General features: G+C 55.4%; 9 protein-coding genes. 5 read left to right on the top strand and 4 right to left on the bottom strand.

Translation table 11 applies throughout. The features are described from left to right. Window positions 1-137 precede the first annotated feature (137 nt). Together X474_RS22460 and X474_RS22455 are read left to right on the top strand one after the other, a co-directional pair. Window positions 138-2165 carry a VWA domain-containing protein gene (locus tag X474_RS22460; protein ID WP_044352113.1) on the top strand — a complete coding sequence of 676 codons (2028 nt, stop codon included), beginning with the start codon at window positions 138-140 and terminating at the stop codon, window positions 2163-2165. An 8-nt stretch (window positions 2166-2173) separates the two neighbouring features. Next, a complete protein-coding gene (locus X474_RS22455) occupies window positions 2174-3205 on the top strand; it encodes a magnesium chelatase ATPase subunit I (RefSeq protein ID WP_044352218.1) in 1032 nt (343 codons plus the stop codon). Between the two features lie 216 nt (window positions 3206-3421). On the opposite strand, the gene X474_RS22450 is transcribed toward X474_RS22455, so the two are convergent. Next, a complete protein-coding gene (locus X474_RS22450) occupies window positions 3422-4438 on the bottom strand; it encodes a MinD/ParA family ATP-binding protein (protein WP_044352112.1) in 1017 nt (338 codons plus the stop codon). A gap of 83 nt (window positions 4439-4521) precedes the next feature. Next, a complete protein-coding gene (locus X474_RS22445; RefSeq protein ID WP_044352111.1) occupies window positions 4522-5334 on the bottom strand; it encodes a DUF3737 family protein in 813 nt (270 codons plus the stop codon). Window positions 5335-5746: 412 nt separating this feature from the next. On the opposite strand from X474_RS22445, the gene X474_RS22440 reads away from it, so the two are divergent. From X474_RS22440 to cobD, 3 genes are all read left to right on the top strand, one after another. Further along, on the top strand, window positions 5747-8419 hold the full coding sequence (locus X474_RS22440; protein WP_044352110.1) for a bifunctional acetate--CoA ligase family protein/GNAT family N-acetyltransferase: 2673 nt from the start codon (window positions 5747-5749) through the stop codon (window positions 8417-8419). 413 nt (window positions 8420-8832) lie between these two features. Then, window positions 8833-10284, top strand: coding sequence for a sigma-54-dependent transcriptional regulator (locus X474_RS22435; RefSeq protein ID WP_044352109.1), 1452 nt, complete (start codon window positions 8833-8835; stop codon window positions 10282-10284). A 143-nt stretch (window positions 10285-10427) separates the two neighbouring features. Next, a complete protein-coding gene (gene cobD / locus X474_RS22430; protein ID WP_052515519.1) occupies window positions 10428-11552 on the top strand; it encodes a threonine-phosphate decarboxylase CobD in 1125 nt (374 codons plus the stop codon). Window positions 11553-11656: 104 nt separating this feature from the next. On the opposite strand, the gene X474_RS22425 is transcribed toward cobD, so the two are convergent. Together X474_RS22425 and X474_RS22420 are read right to left on the bottom strand one after the other, a co-directional pair. After that, on the bottom strand, window positions 11657-13630 hold the full coding sequence (locus X474_RS22425) for a Stp1/IreP family PP2C-type Ser/Thr phosphatase (RefSeq protein WP_052515518.1): 1974 nt from the start codon (window positions 13628-13630) through the stop codon (window positions 11657-11659). A gap of 214 nt (window positions 13631-13844) precedes the next feature. Then, entirely contained in the window at window positions 13845-15776 is a 1932-nt protein-coding gene (locus tag X474_RS22420) for a molybdopterin biosynthesis protein (protein WP_044352108.1), read from the bottom strand. Window positions 15777-15821: the final 45 nt, after the last annotated feature.

Here is a 15821-nt window from a genome sequence, read left to right as displayed (position 1 = left end):
TCTTGGCTACCAAACGCCCTCGGCTTTGTTAAACTTTACCCTGCCGGGCGGGACGCAATGCCTGGTGTCACGCCTTGCTTTAAATGGGCAAACAGGGGTCCCGCCCCGTGATTAAAAAACATTAAAAGAGCCGGAACATGAGCCAACAAACCCCATTTCCCCGCCAAGCCTTCAGCGGGTATCCCTTTTCAGCCATCTGCGGCCAGGGACCCCTTAAGCAGGCCCTTATCCTGGGAGCCATAGACTTGAGCCTGGGCGGAGTGCTTTTAAGGGGGGAAAAGGGAACCGCCAAATCCACAGCCTCCAGGGCATTGGCCTCGGTCTTGCCGCCTTTGGAAATAGTCAAGGGGTGTCCGGTGGGCTGCGACCCAAACGGGCCTTTATGTCCCTATTGCCAAAAACTTGCTCCCCCCCTGCCCGTTGAAACCGCCTTGACTCCATTTGTGGATCTTCCCCTGGGGGCCACCAGCGACCGGGTGCTGGGTTCCATGGATATTGAAGAGGCTGTGCAAAGGGGCAGGCAGAAACTCAAACCCGGGCTTTTGGCCAAGGCTCACCGGGGGGTTTTATATATTGATGAAATCAACCTTTTGCCTGCCCATGTCATTCATACCATTTTGGATGCCTGCGCCAGCGGCCGGGTGGTGGTGGAGCGGGAAGGGATAAGCTTCACCCATCCCGCCCAATTCGCCCTGGTGGCGAGCTGCAACCCTGAGGAAGGCCCCTTGGGGCCACAAATTCTGGACCGATTCGGCCTCAGTGTGGATGTGATAGGAGAAAGGGAGCCGAGTTTACGCAAAGAAGTGCTCATCCGCAGAATGGCCTTTGAAAAAGACGCAAGCGCCTTTCGCAACAAATGGGCCCCGACCGAGATCAAATTGCGCCAGCGCCTGATTCTGGCCAGAAAACATTTACCCCTTATCCAGGTCCCTGCCCGGGCCCGCGCCCTGGCCAGTGAGCTGGCAGGCTCCATGATGACCATGGGACAAAGGGGCGAGCTGTCCTGCATCAAGGCGGCACGGGCCCTGGCGGCCTGGCAAGGGGCAAAAGAAGTTTCCCTTGAGATGGTGAATCAGACCGCTCCTCTGGCCCTGGCCCATCGCACCCCTGTAAGGGACCTGAATCAGGCCGCGCAGCCCAGCCTGCGCCTCTCCCATTCTCTGCCCAAGGAAGAAGACCAGGAGCCTGTTCGGGTGGTTAAGGTTGACCGGGAGTTGGAAAACTCGGACCAGGCAGTAAGGCAAGGCGACGAAAGAACGCTTTTCCTGCTTGAGCCCGGCCCTGTCACGCCGGTGGGCACCAGGCTTCCGGCCCGGGAGGGGACCAGCAGGGTGCAGACAGGCCGCCGCCATGCCAGGGAGTCAGTCGGCGACCGGGGCCGCTATCTCAGGGCCTCTCCCAAAATCCTGGGCAGGCCCCTGGCCCTGGACGCCACGGTAAGGGCAGCCGCCCCCCATCAGAAAAACCGGCGGGTAAAGGGCGGACCGGCCCTGGTGGTGCGCAAACCGGATATCAGGGAAAAAGTGCGTTCCGCCAAAAAAGGGCGTCTGGTCCTGTTTTGTGTGGATGCGTCGGGCTCCATGAACGCGGCCACCCGCATGTCCACCACCAAGGCCGCCATATTGGGGCTTCTGACCGAGGCCTACCAAAAAAGAGACAGGGTGGGCCTGGTTGCCTTTGGCGGAGTTTCGGCCAAGGTGCTTTTGCCTCCCACTTCCAGCGTGGAGGTGGCCAGGCGCATGCTGGCCGAGCTTCCCACCGGTGGCAAAACCCCCCTGGCCGCCGGGCTGGTGGCTGTGTCAGAGGTCCTGGCCAGGGAAATGACGAGGGATCCTGGCCTCACCCCTTTGGTGGTGATCTTGACCGATGGACGCCCCAATGTGCCCTTAAACGCCTCGGAACTCGGAAAATCAGCGGGGCAAAAAGGCGGCGGCTGGGGAGACGGCTGGGGAGACGGCGGATATGCGGACCGGGAGGTGTTGAACCTGGCCAAGGCCATGGCTAACGATCCCCGGCCCAATTATGTGATTGTGGACACAGACACTGGTAATGTACAGGAGATAAACCTCTGTCAGCCCATGGCCCAATATATGGGGGCCAAATGCGTTTCTTTGGGCAAACTCACCGCGGAAGGGGTCCTGGACCTGGTCCGCGCCCAATTTTAGGATTGGCCATGCAAGCAAAAATACAAAAACAGCCCATATATCCCTTTGCCGCCCTGGTGGGTCAGGAAAATATGAAACTGGCCCTTAAGGCCAACCTGGTGAATCCCTCCATAGGCGGGGTCCTGATCAGGGGGGAAAAGGGAACCGCCAAATCCACGGCAGTGCGGGCCCTGGCCGAGCTTCTGCCGGAACAGGAGGTGGTTACAGGCTGCGCCTACGGCTGCAACCCCCATGATCCCAAAACCATGTGCCAGGATTGCCTGACCAGGCTGGAAAAAGGGGAAAAACTGGAAGCCGACACCCGCAGGGTAAGGGTGGTGGAGCTGCCGGTGGGGGCCACGGAGGACCGGCTCTTGGGAACCCTGGACCTGGAGACCGCATTGAAAGAGGGACAAACCAGGTTTCAACCGGGAATCCTGGCCGCGGCCAACCGCCAACTCCTTTATGTGGACGAGGTGAACCTTTTGGACGACCATCTGGTGGATGCGCTTTTGGACGCAGCCGCCATGGGGGTCAACACGGTTGAAAGGGAAGCGATGAGCGTGAGCCACCCGGCCCGCTTCACCCTGGTGGGAACCATGAACCCCGAAGAAGGCGAGCTGAGGCCCCAGCTCACCGACCGCTTTGGGCTTTGTGTTCAGGTTAGGGGCCTGACAGACCCGAACAGCCGCCAAAAAGTGATTAAATTGCGTTTATTATACGAAAAAGACCCCTATGAATTCAGCCGTTCCTATGAGGCCGAAGGAGAGGCCCTCACCAAGGAACTGGCCCGAGCCAGAGACCTTTTACCTAAAGTGGAATACAGCCAGGCCATAATCGACCGGGTGGTGGCTATCAGTCTTGCGCTTGAGGTCGACGGCCACCGCGGTGACCTGACCATGCTGAAGACTGCCGTCACCCTGGCCGCACTGGAACAAAGGAACCAGGTGGAACTCAAGGATGTGGACCAGGCCGCCCTCTTGGCCCTACCCCACCGCCTGCGCAGACGCCCCTTGGCTGAGATGGAATTTGATATAGCAGATCGCCTGAAACGGGTCTAATTACTGCCGTCAAAGTCCTCCTGGACTTTGACGGATGCCGCTTGTCAAAAACACGTTTTGACAAGATGGCTCGAATTGGTCGGCTTAGGAAAGCCTCTCAATTCGACGGGCCGTCCTTGGCCCGTGTTATACTGCCGTCAAAGTCCTCCTGGACTTTGACGGATACCACTTGTCAAAAACACGTTTTGACAAGATGGCTCGAATTATGCGGTTGTTCTAAACCGGCGGCGGGAAAAAAGGAGCGAATTCCGTGGCGGCCCGGCCAAAGCTGTCTTTATAGTCCTTGTGCTCCTGATATTCAGAAACCCTGCCCGCCCAAGGGCTCAATTTAAGGCCTATCAGGGTGAGGGCTCTACAGAAAGGCGAGGCGGGATCAAAATCCATGGCCGCCACCCCTTTTTTAGCGGCTTGTTGCAGATTTTCATCCTCAGGCAAAAAGCCCAGGGTTTCCAAAGGCACTCCCAGGTCAGTGGCAACCCACTTTTCCAGTTGCTGGGCATAAACAAAATCATCGACCTGCTTCACCCGGTTCAGCAAAAGTTTGGGGCGCATCTGTTTGATTATCTCCCTGGCCCTCTTCCCTTCACCCGGTTTGGCCTTTTCCAGGGCCATCACCAGCTCAAAGAGCTTGACACTTCCCGGCCCCCTGCCCCGCCGCCTGTATTCCTCCAAAACAGCCTTGGTGCGGTTGTTCTGACGGAAAATACGGTCCATGGCCCGGAACAAGGCGTTTTTTATAAAGTTAAAGGCCGCCAGGGCGGAGGGTTTTTCCGGCAACATCAACACCAGGGAGAGAGGGCTGGCCAGAAAAAAATCCAGCACCGTTATGCTGGTGCCTCCTCCCAGATCCATGAGTAGAAACTCACAGGGCAATTTCCCGAGGTCGTGGAGCAGTTTACGTTTTTTTTGAAAAACCGGGTTGGCAGTGGCCACCATCATGGCGTCGCCGGGCAAAAAGCTGAAATCCGGTTCCAGAACCGGATGAACCACCTGGTCAACAGTGAGGTTTTTATCGGCCAGCACTTCTCCCAAACCGGCCAGGTCATTCTCAAGCCCCAAAAGGTTGTGCAAATCTGATCCGCCCAGGTCCGCATCCACACAAACCACTTTATGTTCCAGACGGGCCAGGATAAGCCCCAGGTTGGCAGTGACCAGACTCCTGCCTGTCCCCCCTTTGCCGCCTCCCACCGGCAAAACTACGGGCAATATTTTTTTTATCTTGTTCTTAGGCATTTTTATCCAGGGCAGGAGTTAGAAAAAGAAAGGATAACGCCCCGTCTTCCCGGAATTAATTTACTAAAAGCAGGTTGGCCTGATCAGCTCCGGCCGAATTTTTTCTTAAGCTCTTCAAGCGCGGCCAGAGCCAGGGCCGGGTCCTTGACACCCAGGGGAAGATCTTCTGCGGAAACAATCCGGGCATGCTCTTTTCCCTGTCCCACCTCAAGGGCCAGAACCAGGGCGTTTCCCGGTTTGTCCGGGTCCCGGATCAGTTTCCCAATGCTTCTGACAGCCAAAACCCCGCTTTTAGGCAGCACCACTTCCTCAAGATGCCGGTCCAGGACAAGCAACAGCTGCTCAGCCTCCACAAAGGTTCGTTCACCGAAAAATTCCCCTCCCAGGACAAGGGCCTGAACGCTGCCCCTAAGGGCTTGATCGCCTGTGAAACGGCCGCCGGTAATGAGCATGCCCTTGGCCAACAGCCCGAAAAGGCTGCCTGTGAACTCACCGCCCTGAATACGGGTCTGATTGGATTCGGTAAAGGCCTCAAAGCCCGAGAAGGCCCCTCCGCTGACCAAAGCCTCGTTGCTTTCGCAAAAAGCCCATTCCCCGCTGAAGGAGCCGTCTTCCACTTTGGTGTCGTGGCTGCCCATAAAGGCGCTTTTCCCGGTGAACTCCCCCCCTTGAACCAGTCCCTTATTGGCCGCGTAAAAACAGAGATCCCCTGAAAAAAGCCCCTTTTTGACCAAGGGCCTCTCCGTGCCGTAAAAAGAAAACGGCCCGGAAAACTCACCGCCGCTCACCTGGGGCTTTTGGGCGCCCCTGAAAGCATAGCGCACAGCTATCCTGCCCTCTTTTACATGGGGTTTCTTCTGGCCGATCTTTTCCGGTTCAAGCTGTTTGAAAAACATTTCGTAAATATAGCAGCCTCAATATGCTACGTCCATTTTTCTCTGGAGCCGTTTTCGGCTGTTTAAACCTTTTACCAACTCCCCAGCTTGTCCACTTGCATACAAGGGCATATAGGCTTAGAATCTGGTGCCGCCTTTGGGGACCGTATATTTCAGCCTGGTCCAAGCCACCTGTCCGCCCCCTTTTCCTTGCAATAGGGCGGCAAAGGTTAAAAGGATTGAACAGGCGCATTTGTCAACAATTTGCTATGCTTGAAACATACGTTATTTTTTTAAACAGTTTAAAACCGCTCGTTTTTTTAAAAACACCCTCGGGAAAAGTAGTCAAAGGTCCGAATAACAATCGACCTTTTGACCAAACCGGTAACACTACGTGTCACAAGCTGGCCGAAGAAGCGGCCGGGAGCAGATCATGAGCCTTTACAACCTGGACAAGATCCTGAAACCTCAAAGCATTGCCGTAGTGGGGGCCACGGATCGCCCCAAAAGCCTGGGCAGATCCCTGGTGCACAACCTGATCAAAGGCGGATTTAAAGGCGATATCTACCCCATTCATCCCAAAAAACCGGAGATCATGGGCATTAAGGCCTTCAGCAGCCTTCAGATGGTTAAAAAGCCCATTGACTGCGCGGTAATCTGCACCAACATAAAAACCGTACCGGCAATCATGCAGCAATGCGTTGACCTGGGCATAGGCGGAACAGTAATCATCTCGGCCGGAGGCAAGGAAGTTGGCCCCGAGGGCGAGGCCCTGGAAAAGGAAATCCTGGCCATTGCCGAAAAAGGCGGTGTCAGGGTCGTCGGCCCCAACTGCCTCGGGGTGGTCAGCTCCCAGGCCAATATGAACGCCAGCTTTGCCCATATCATGGCCAATCCCGGCAACCTGGCCTTTATTTCCCAAAGCGGGGCTGTCTGCACCTCTGTTCTGGATTTCGCAGCCCAGGAACAGATGGGATTTTCCCACTTCATCAGCATCGGCTCCATGCTGGATGTTGATTTCGGCGACCTGATCGACTACCTGGGCAACGACCCCGAGGTGAAAAGCATCCTGCTCTATGTGGAGATGATCAACAACCACCGTAAATTCATCAGCGCGGCCAGGGCCGTCTCCCGAGTCAAACCCATAGTGGTCTTGAAAAGCGGCCGCTCCCAGGCTGGAGCCAAGGCCGCCCAAAGCCACACCGGCTCCCTGGTGGGTGAAGACGCTGTCTATGACGCCGCCTTTAAAAGGGCGGGTATTGTACGGGTGGACACCTTGGGCGACCTCTTTGGCTGCGCGGAGCTGATGGCCAAGCAACCCCGGCCCAAGGGTCCCAGGCTGGCCATTGTCACCAACGCCGGAGGCCCCGGTGTGATGGCGGCAGACTACCTGGCCTCCTATGGCCTGGAACCCGCTCCTTTGAGTGAAGAGACCTTTGCCAAATTAGACGCCATCTGCCCGCCCATATGGAGTAAATCAAACCCCATGGACCTAACCGGCGCGGCCACGCCGGAAACCTTTAAAAAGGCCATAGATATCTGCTGCCATTCCAAGGACTTTGACGCAGTTTTGATTATGCTGCCGCCAATGGCCATGTTCTCTTCAGTGGAGTTTGCCAAGGATATCGCTGAGGCGCTTTTTGATCTCGACTTCCCCACCTTTGCGGTTTGGCTCGGCGGCAAGGAAATGGAAGCCGGTCGAAAAATCCTGAACCAAAGCGGGATCCCAACCTACCCCAATCCCGAAGGGGCCATAAGGGCCTTTCACTACATGTACACCTATGGCCGCAACCAGGAAATGCTGCAGGAAATCCCCTCGGAGACCAGCCAGAATGCGGCCATAGATCCCCAAAAAGCCAGGGAGATCGCAACAAGGGCCCTGGAAAACAAAGAAAGCCTTCTGACCGAAGTGGACTCCAAAAACCTTCTCAGGGCCTACGGCATACCGGCCACCCTGGCCAAGGTGGCCGAAAGCGCCAAGGAAGCCAGGGCCATGGCTGCGGAGATGGGCTTTCCGGTGGTGGTCAAGCTTCACTCCAAAACCATCACCCATAAATCAGATATGGGCGGTGTGGTCCTTGATCTTCGCAATGAAAATGAGGTGGTCAAGGCCTTTAATACCATTCAGGCGGCCACCCGTGAATACGATCCTGAGGCCCACTTCGGCGGGGTCACCATTCAGCCCATGATACGTCAAAAGGGCCAGGAGGTTATCCTGGGAGTGAAAAGAGATCCGGATTTCGGGCCGGTTATCATGTTCGGCATGGGCGGGGTCATGACCGAACTTTTCAAGGACCGGGCTATTGGCCTGCCCCCCCTGAACCACCTTCTGGCCAGGCGCATGATAGAGGAAACCAAAGTCTACCGCCTGTTGAAGGGCTACAGAAACATCGCCAAGGTCAACCTGGACCAATTGGAAGAAATAATGGTCCGCTTAAGTCAACTGGTCATAGATCTGCCTGAGATAGCCGAGTTGGATATAAATCCCCTTTTGCTCACCCCGGGATGGGCTTCCGCCTTAGACGCCAGGGTGATGATTTCGCCCGCTGCGGAGCCTTCTCCCCTGCATCTGTCCATAAGCCCCTACCCGGCTGAGTACGAAGGTTTTCGGGAGACCAAAACCGGTCACAAGCTCTTTATCCGCCCCATAAAGCCGGAAGACGCGCCCATGATGCTGGAACTATTTGAAACCATGAGCCAAAAAAGCATTTACAACCGATTCTTACGCAAGGTGACTGTTTTAGACAGAGACACCCTGGTGCGTTTCACCCAGGTTGACTATGACCGGGATCTGGCCCTGGTGGCACTTGATCTTTCCGGCCACAAACCCACCATGGTGGGGCTCACCAGGCTATCGGGAGATCCGGACGGAGTCAGTGCGGAATGGGCCATTGTGGTGGGAGACCCCTGGCAGGAACAAGGCATAGGGGCCATGCTCATGAATGTGGCCATTGAAACCGGTAAGAAACGGGGTTTAAAACGCTTGTGGGGCTATCTTATGGCGGAAAACAAGGGCATGGTGGCCCTGCACAAACGGTTCGGCAGTAAACTCACCAAAACCAAAGACGGGAAAAAATACCAGGCAGTCTATGACCTGGACCAATAACCGACAGCCGCTGCGGGTGTTTGGAGAAAGGGTTCTCCAGGCCGGTCCGGGGTGCGCCTTTTGGTTTACATACCTTTTGTGGGGCAGTATAACAGCGGCCCCACAAAGCTTGCCGCCAGGGTTCTTAAAGGCGCTAGAGGCCTTCTAGAACCTAAAGACTGTTGACGAACTGCCTGTATGCGACCCGTATTTCCTTTCCTTGCCCTTGACTTTTACCTTAACCTGTTTTTACTTAACCGGGCTCTGACGGTATAAAATAGGCAGCAAGATCAAAAGCGCATGACTGGCTCAAGCCCAAAGGCCTTAAGACCTTTGGCAGACAGTCTGAACCAGGTTTTAAAAACCGGCGCCGGGGTAAAAATATCACACCCCCCAAAAGCCGTTAACATCCGGCCCTAAGGGAAAGTGCGCAGATGACCAATCCCCCGAAATACCAAGCCGAAACCCAGGACGCGCCCGGGCCCTGGCGTCCCAGGGTCTTGATCCTGGACGATGAGTGGTCCACCCTGGAGAGGATAAAAAACTTTTTAAAACAGGATTTTGAGGTTGAAAGCGCCAGCCGGGCCTCCCAGGCGCTGACCGCCATGGACCGCCATAATTTCGATGTTGTGTTGACAGACATGCGCATGCCGGATACAGACGGCCTCACCCTGGTTACTGAAATGAAAAAGCGGCATCCTGAGAGCCAGTATATTTTAATGACCGCTTTCAGCGACATTGAAGACGCCATAACCGCACTGCGCCTGGGAGTGGCAGACTACCTACGCAAGCCCTTTACCGAGGGTGAGGTGCGCCATGCCCTGAACCGGTGCCTGGAACACCGTCGCCTCACCAGGGAAGTGGCCAGCCTGAAATCCGGAAAAAAACACTCACTGGCTGATGTAATCACCAGCGACGAACGCATGATTGAGATCTGCCGCCTGGCCCAAACAGCGGCGGCCACAGACGTTACAGTTTTGATCAGCGGAGAAACCGGTACGGGCAAGGGAGTCTTGGCCAGGGCCATCCACAACACCAGCCCCAGAAGCCCCAGGCCCTATGTGGAGATCAACTGCGCATCCATCCCGGCAACATTGATAGAAAGTGAACTATTCGGCCATGAAAGGGGCTCCTTTACCGGGGCGGTGGCCCGCAAGATAGGCAGGGTGGAGACAGCCGACGGAGGCACCCTGGTTCTGGATGAAATCGGGGAGATGCCGCTGGATATGCAATCCAAGATGCTTAGATTTTTACAGAGCTTTAATTTTGAGCGGGTGGGCGGAACCAAAATACGCCATGCCGATGTGAGGATCATAGCCTCCACCAACCGCGACCTGGAAAAGGCTGTCTTGGAAGGAATCTTCAGACAAGACCTTTTCTACAGGCTTAACGTCATCCACCTGCATATTCCCCCTTTAAGGCACAGGCCGGGTGATATATCAATTCTGGCCGATAATTTCCTGAAAAGGTTCGCCATCAAGTACGACCGAAACATCAAGGGCATTTCACCAAACGCTATGGCCCAGCTTGAAAGGCATGACTGGCCCGGCAATGTGCGCGAACTGGAACATACGGTGGAGAGAAGCGTGATCCTCACCCAGGGAGAGGTGATACAGCAATTTGACCTGCCCCGGGACAGCCAGGACCTGCCCTTGCCGGAGATCAACATGCCGCCGGATGGGCAATGGGAGTCTTCAACCCAAAGCCTGGCTGATTTTATGGGTTCATGCGAGCGCCTTTATCTGGAATCAATATTAAGAAAGCACCATGGTAAAATAGGGGAATCCGCCAAGGCAGCAGGCATAAACCCTAAAACCCTTTACATGAAAATGAACCGGCATGGGCTGAGACGCCAGGATTTCAGGCCTCAGCACATTCAAAGTTGAACCGAAAAGTAAAAAGAGGATCCTTAAGAAGCCGACTTTTCTCACAGGTGATCCTCTTTTCCATGGGCGCACCCCATGGCATCTGCCTTAAAAGGCAAAAAACCTTTCACCACCTGTTTTGAAACGGGTTTTGGAGTGAATTCTTGCCTGAGCATAAACATATCACTAATCCAGGCTTAACCGGGCAGGCAGCCTTTCACGGCGGCGACATATGGGGAGCCGCCCGTCGTCTGGAAGTGAACCCGGATAGAATTCTGGACCTGTCCGCTTCCTTAAACCCCTTGGGACCGCCCGCGGGACTCGACAAAATCCTGGCCCAATCCTTTAAACGAATCTGCCACTATCCGGACAGACACAACACCCTTTTAAAAGAGGCCCTGGCCAAGCAACTGGGCCTTAACAGTAAAAACCTGATTGTAGGCAACGGCTCCACCGCCCTGATACGTCTGTTGTCCCGCGCCCTGGATCTCAAGACCATATTGATCCTGGCCCCCTCATTCGGGGAATTCCCCCGCTCCATGGCCCTGACCGGACGCCATTTTCATTTTCTGTCTATCAGTGAAAGCCAAAACTTCACCCCCACCACAGTGGATATAGACCGAATATGGGCCCATGACCCTTCCTGTGTGGTGCTGACCAATCCGGTAAGCCCCACCGGCACTTTGGTGGAAAGGGAGTTTTTAGACACTCTGCTTGCCCAGGCCATGGCAAGGCGCACCTGGATGATTGTGGATGAAGCCTTTATTGACTTTGCCCCGGACCAGGCCAGAAAATGGTCGCCGCCCCTGGTTCAAAAATACCCCAGGCTTATTGTGCTGCGCAGCATGACCAAGTTCTATTGCCTGGCCGGGCTGCGCCTGGGTTACATGATGGGGCACACAGACACCCTGGCCCATATCGAGCCCTTGGGCGAACCATGGAGTGTCAACACTCCGGCCCATGACGCGGGGATCTATTGCCTGGCTCAAAACGAATATGCTTTAAAAACCAGAAAAGCCGTGGACAAGTGGCGGGAAGAAATGAAGGGAAAGCTCACCGGAATGGGGCTTGTGGTTTATCCCAGCCAGGTTAATTATCTACTCACCAGGCTGCCCCACACAGCGCCCACCGCGGATATTGTCTCCAGCCGAACCGCCGAGCAAGGGGTGTTGGTAAGGGACTGCCAATCATTTCCCGGCTGCGGCCCCCGTCACCTGCGTTTTGCAGTCACCACCACAGAAGAACAAAAGCGTTTATTCAAGGCGTTGGAAACGGCGCTGAAAAGCTGATCTTTCGGCGGGAGATCTACAGGCTTTGCCTGCCCGAAAGGGTCCTTCCGTATGCAAACCAAAAGGCCAGGCCCCGGTTTTTTACACCAGGGCCGGGCCTTTGCTTAATTTACGCCTTTTATCATGATCAGACTGGCCCTTCTGGTCAAAGGCAAATCTGATATCACAGGCAGGGCGGCGGTGACGTTCATGCAGAAATCCCTCACCATTTTACGGGGAACCAGCAATTGAGAGTCCTTGCTGCGAGTCTTTCGTTTACTCCTGTATAGAAAAACCCGTTTGTGACCGAGAATATCCGCGGCCATTAAGGCCAAAGACAGGGTCTTTTCCCTGCCTGCCCCATAATCCATTAACAACAAACCACCCGGATAACCGCTTTTTACAATATCTGTGACAGTGCGAATCTGGGCCTGATCCGCCATCCCACCGGCAAGAAAAACCAGGTTCAGCTCGGGAGAAGATGCCGGTTTGGCCTGCTTAAGGTCTTTTACCCTGGACAAAACAAAAGAATAACGCCCTCCACCAGCCAAAAGGTTGGGAGGGTCCAAAGGCTTCACCCCTTTGCGCCCAAGAGCCGAAAGGGATTTTTTAAGGCCTTTTTTCTTTGAATTGCCGAGTAACAGCCGATACAGCATGGGGCTTTTCCCTTTGGCCGGGGCAATGGTCCAAACCAGTTTCACCCTCTTGTCCCCGGCCAGGACTTTTCTGACTATCTCAAGGTCTTTTTTAAGGTTCGCTGTTTTGGCATATGCCCCTATTTGACGCCAATTTTGGCTCCCCCCTCCGTCCTTCCAGATATGGTCGACCAGCATGGGGTCTTTTTGCAGTTCAGGAGCCAAAGAAGAAAGCGCCTCAAGGCCTTTATTGTTTTCCCCCTCCTCGGGAGAGAGGCCTGGAGAAGTCTCTTTTGGTTCAGGGGCGTTTTGCGGTTCTTTATGACCAGAATCTTTTTCAGTAAGTTTTTTTGGGGGAGGATCGGCTGTAGGTTCTTCTGAAAACTCCTGCTTTTCAACAGATTTAACCTGGCTGGCCAAAGGATCTTCAGTCTGGCCTGCCTCATTTGCCTTAACCGCAGCCCCAGGAACAACAAGTTCGGAACTTGGTTTGGCTTTGGCAGGCGGTTTGGTTTGCAGAGGCTTTGCAGAATCAAGTTCCTTTGCATCCACCTTGCCGTGGATTACCGGGGTGTGGCTATTATCCTGCTTTTTGGGGGGAATGAAAAAAAAGGCAAAGACCAAAAGGCCTAGGGCCAAAACAGCGGCCAAGCCCAGGGCTAGGGTTTTTCTGGAAAAAGGCAATTGCAAAAAAGAGGCTGCCCGGGCCTCTTCAGGCATTTCTCCAGGATCCTGAATATTGATTAAGACAGCGGAAATATTGTCCGGCCCACCGGCCCGATTGGCCTCTTCCACCAATACCCGGGTTTTTCCCCGGGGCCCGTTTTCCGCGCCGATTACAGCGCTTATCAGCTCTTCACTAACCGGTCCGTGCAGGCCGTCAGAGCACAGTAAAAGTTGGTCATCCGGCATAAGCTCCACGGAAAAGAGATCAACCTCAACCACCGGCTGGTTGCCCACCACCCTGGTGAGCACATTACGCATGGGATGTTCCCTGGCCTGTTCCAAGGTTATCTGACCCTGATCCACCATCTCCATAACCACTGAGTGATCATGGGTGACTAAAGTCAGCTCTCCCTTGCGCCACAGATAGCAGCGGCTGTCCCCCACGTTGGCCACCACTGCCCTGCCCGGCTCCAAGGCCACTGCCACCACAGTTGTGCCCATGCCCCTGAAATCCGGAGTCTCCTGGGATTTTTGAAAAACAGCTTCAGCCGCGGCGCTGATCGCTGCGGTAAGCCCCCGCTCCAGTCCGTTTTCCCTGGATTCGGTTGCAAAAACCCTGGGGATGGTGTTGGTGGCCAACTCCGAAGCCACCCGTCCCCCGGCCACTCCGCCCATGCCGTCGGCCAACACGAAAAGGCCCGGCACAGGCCCCTGGTCCTCTGGGGGTAAAAAGACGGCATCCTGATTCTCGGTGCGGACCAGGCCCACATCCAGTGAACCGCCAAATGTTATCTCCAAGGTGCAATCCCTTCGATAAACAACCTTCCACCCGGCCGGGAAGCAAAGGTGCAGGCAGGTTAACTACTTGATTCCCAGCGGATTATATGTTCAGACACACAATTTGGTCAAATGTAAAGCAAAATCCCGCCGTCTCTTTTTCTTCTATGAGACGGCGGGATTTATTTTAAAGGCCCTTGGGCAAGCCGGACAAATGAGAGTCACCAAAAGGAAATTAGCTTTCCCAAGCTGTCCGACCCATGGGGGCGACGTCATAACCACCCAATTTCATAACCGCTTTTTTAAAATCGGGATTCTCCAGGGTATCAAGCAACACCTGAACGCGATGATCTTCAAGATGCTCTTTGGGGATCAACAGGTCGTAGCGCTCCTGAACCAGGGGAATGAAATCCAGATCCAGGGCCTTGGCTGCCGCCAAAATGCCCACCCCCACGTCCGCGCCGCCGCTCAATACCTGAACAGCCACGGCCATATGAGTGTATTCCTCCTGGGAATAGCCCCTGATATTGTCGGCATCCATACCCTCCTGGGCCAGGGCGTAATCCAACAGCACCCTGGTTCCGGAACCGGCCTGGCGGTTCACCAGACGCACATCGGCCCGTTCAAGATCACTGAGGGATTGAATGCCCTTGGGGTTGCCTTTCTTGACGATCATCCCCTGCTGCCTGTAGGCCAGGGTGACCAGCTTAACCGGCAGATCCGGCAGATAGCGCTTGATGTAACTTACGTTGTAATCACCTGTTTCCGTATCCAGCAGATGGGTGCCGCCAAGATGGCTGCGTCCTTCCTTGGCGGCCATAAGGCCCGCCAAAGATCCCAGATGAGAGGATGAAACCCTTAGCAGCGGGTCTTTTTTGGCCATGTGACCAGCCAGGAGGTCCAGGGTTATGTCGTGGCTGCCCACCACCACCAGGGTGTTTTCCAGCGCCCTTTCCGAGGTGAGTATCTCGGCCGGGGCAAAGGCAGAAGCCTCAAGCCCCTCTGAATGGACACCGATTCGCATCAGTCCGTCCGCCCTGGTCAGGGAAGTTATAGTGCCCGCCCCTCTTTTCAGGGGAGTGGCCACCATGTTTTGCCCAACCCGACCCAGGTGAACCCGTAGGAATTCCTCCTGCCCCAGCTTGGAAGGCAGGGGACGGGCGGGTTTGGCCTGTACGGTAATGCGTTGGGGCGGGGCCTGGCCTTGCATCCCGGCCAGGGCCGGGGCCACGAACTGGTCAAAACACACCCAGGCCGAGACGGCATAGCCCGGTGTGCCGATCACGGGTTTATTTTTGACCTTGCCCAAAATGCTGGGCTTGCCCGGCATTACAGCCACTCCGTGCACCAGAACCTCGCCCAGGCCGCCGATGACATGGACCGAAAAATCCTTGGACCCGGCCGAGGCACCGGCATTCAAAAGCACCATGTGGGCCGAGGATTCCACGGCTTGTTCCACTGCCCGGCTTATCACCTCCGGGTCGTCCGGCTGGCGCTCCATAACCAGGGGTTCCGCCCCGGCCTCCCTCACCAGACCGGCCAGCAATACCGAGTTGGATTCAATTATCACCCCTGGTCCGGGTGCTTTTTTCTCGGCTTCCTGCCAGTCCAGGAGTTCGTGGCCCGTGGGGATGATAGCCACCTTGGGCTTTTCCAAAACCTTTAAATGGAAAACTCCGGCTTGTAAAAGGGCGGCCAGATCCTCGGCCTTTAACTTATGGCGGCTGGGGAATAGAAGTTCTCCGGCCACGATATCCTCGCCAACCCTGCGCACATGCTGCCAGGGAAAGGCGGCCTGCCTGAACTCCACCAGGCCGGAGCCGGGCTGGTGCAGATCCTCTATCATGACCACAGCGTCGGCTCCCCCGGGCAAGGGTTGGCCTGTATTGACAAAAAAGACCTTTTCCCCTTCTTTCAAGAGCAGGGGGTTCTCATCATCCGCGCCATAGGTGTCAGAGGCCTTAACCGCAACTCCGTCCATGGCGGCCGCATGATAGCCGGGTGAGGAGTAATGGGCAAAGACCTCTTCCGCGGTTATCATGCCCAGGGCGTCAACCGTATCCACGGTCCGGACAGCCAGCATTTTTCCCCAGTCAAAAGCGGAGGAAAACAGTTCCCGGGCTTCTTCCAAGGGTCTTTTTTTCAGATATATGTTTCTTTTATGCATTTAAATCCCCTGTGAACCAGGAGCCCGATTATTCCAAGGGGGCCC

This window comes from Dethiosulfatarculus sandiegensis (assembly GCF_000931935.2).
Lineage (GTDB): Bacteria > Desulfobacterota > Desulfarculia > Desulfarculales > Desulfarculaceae > Dethiosulfatarculus > Dethiosulfatarculus sandiegensis.
This window is presented reverse-complemented; position numbering and strand designations above follow the sequence as displayed.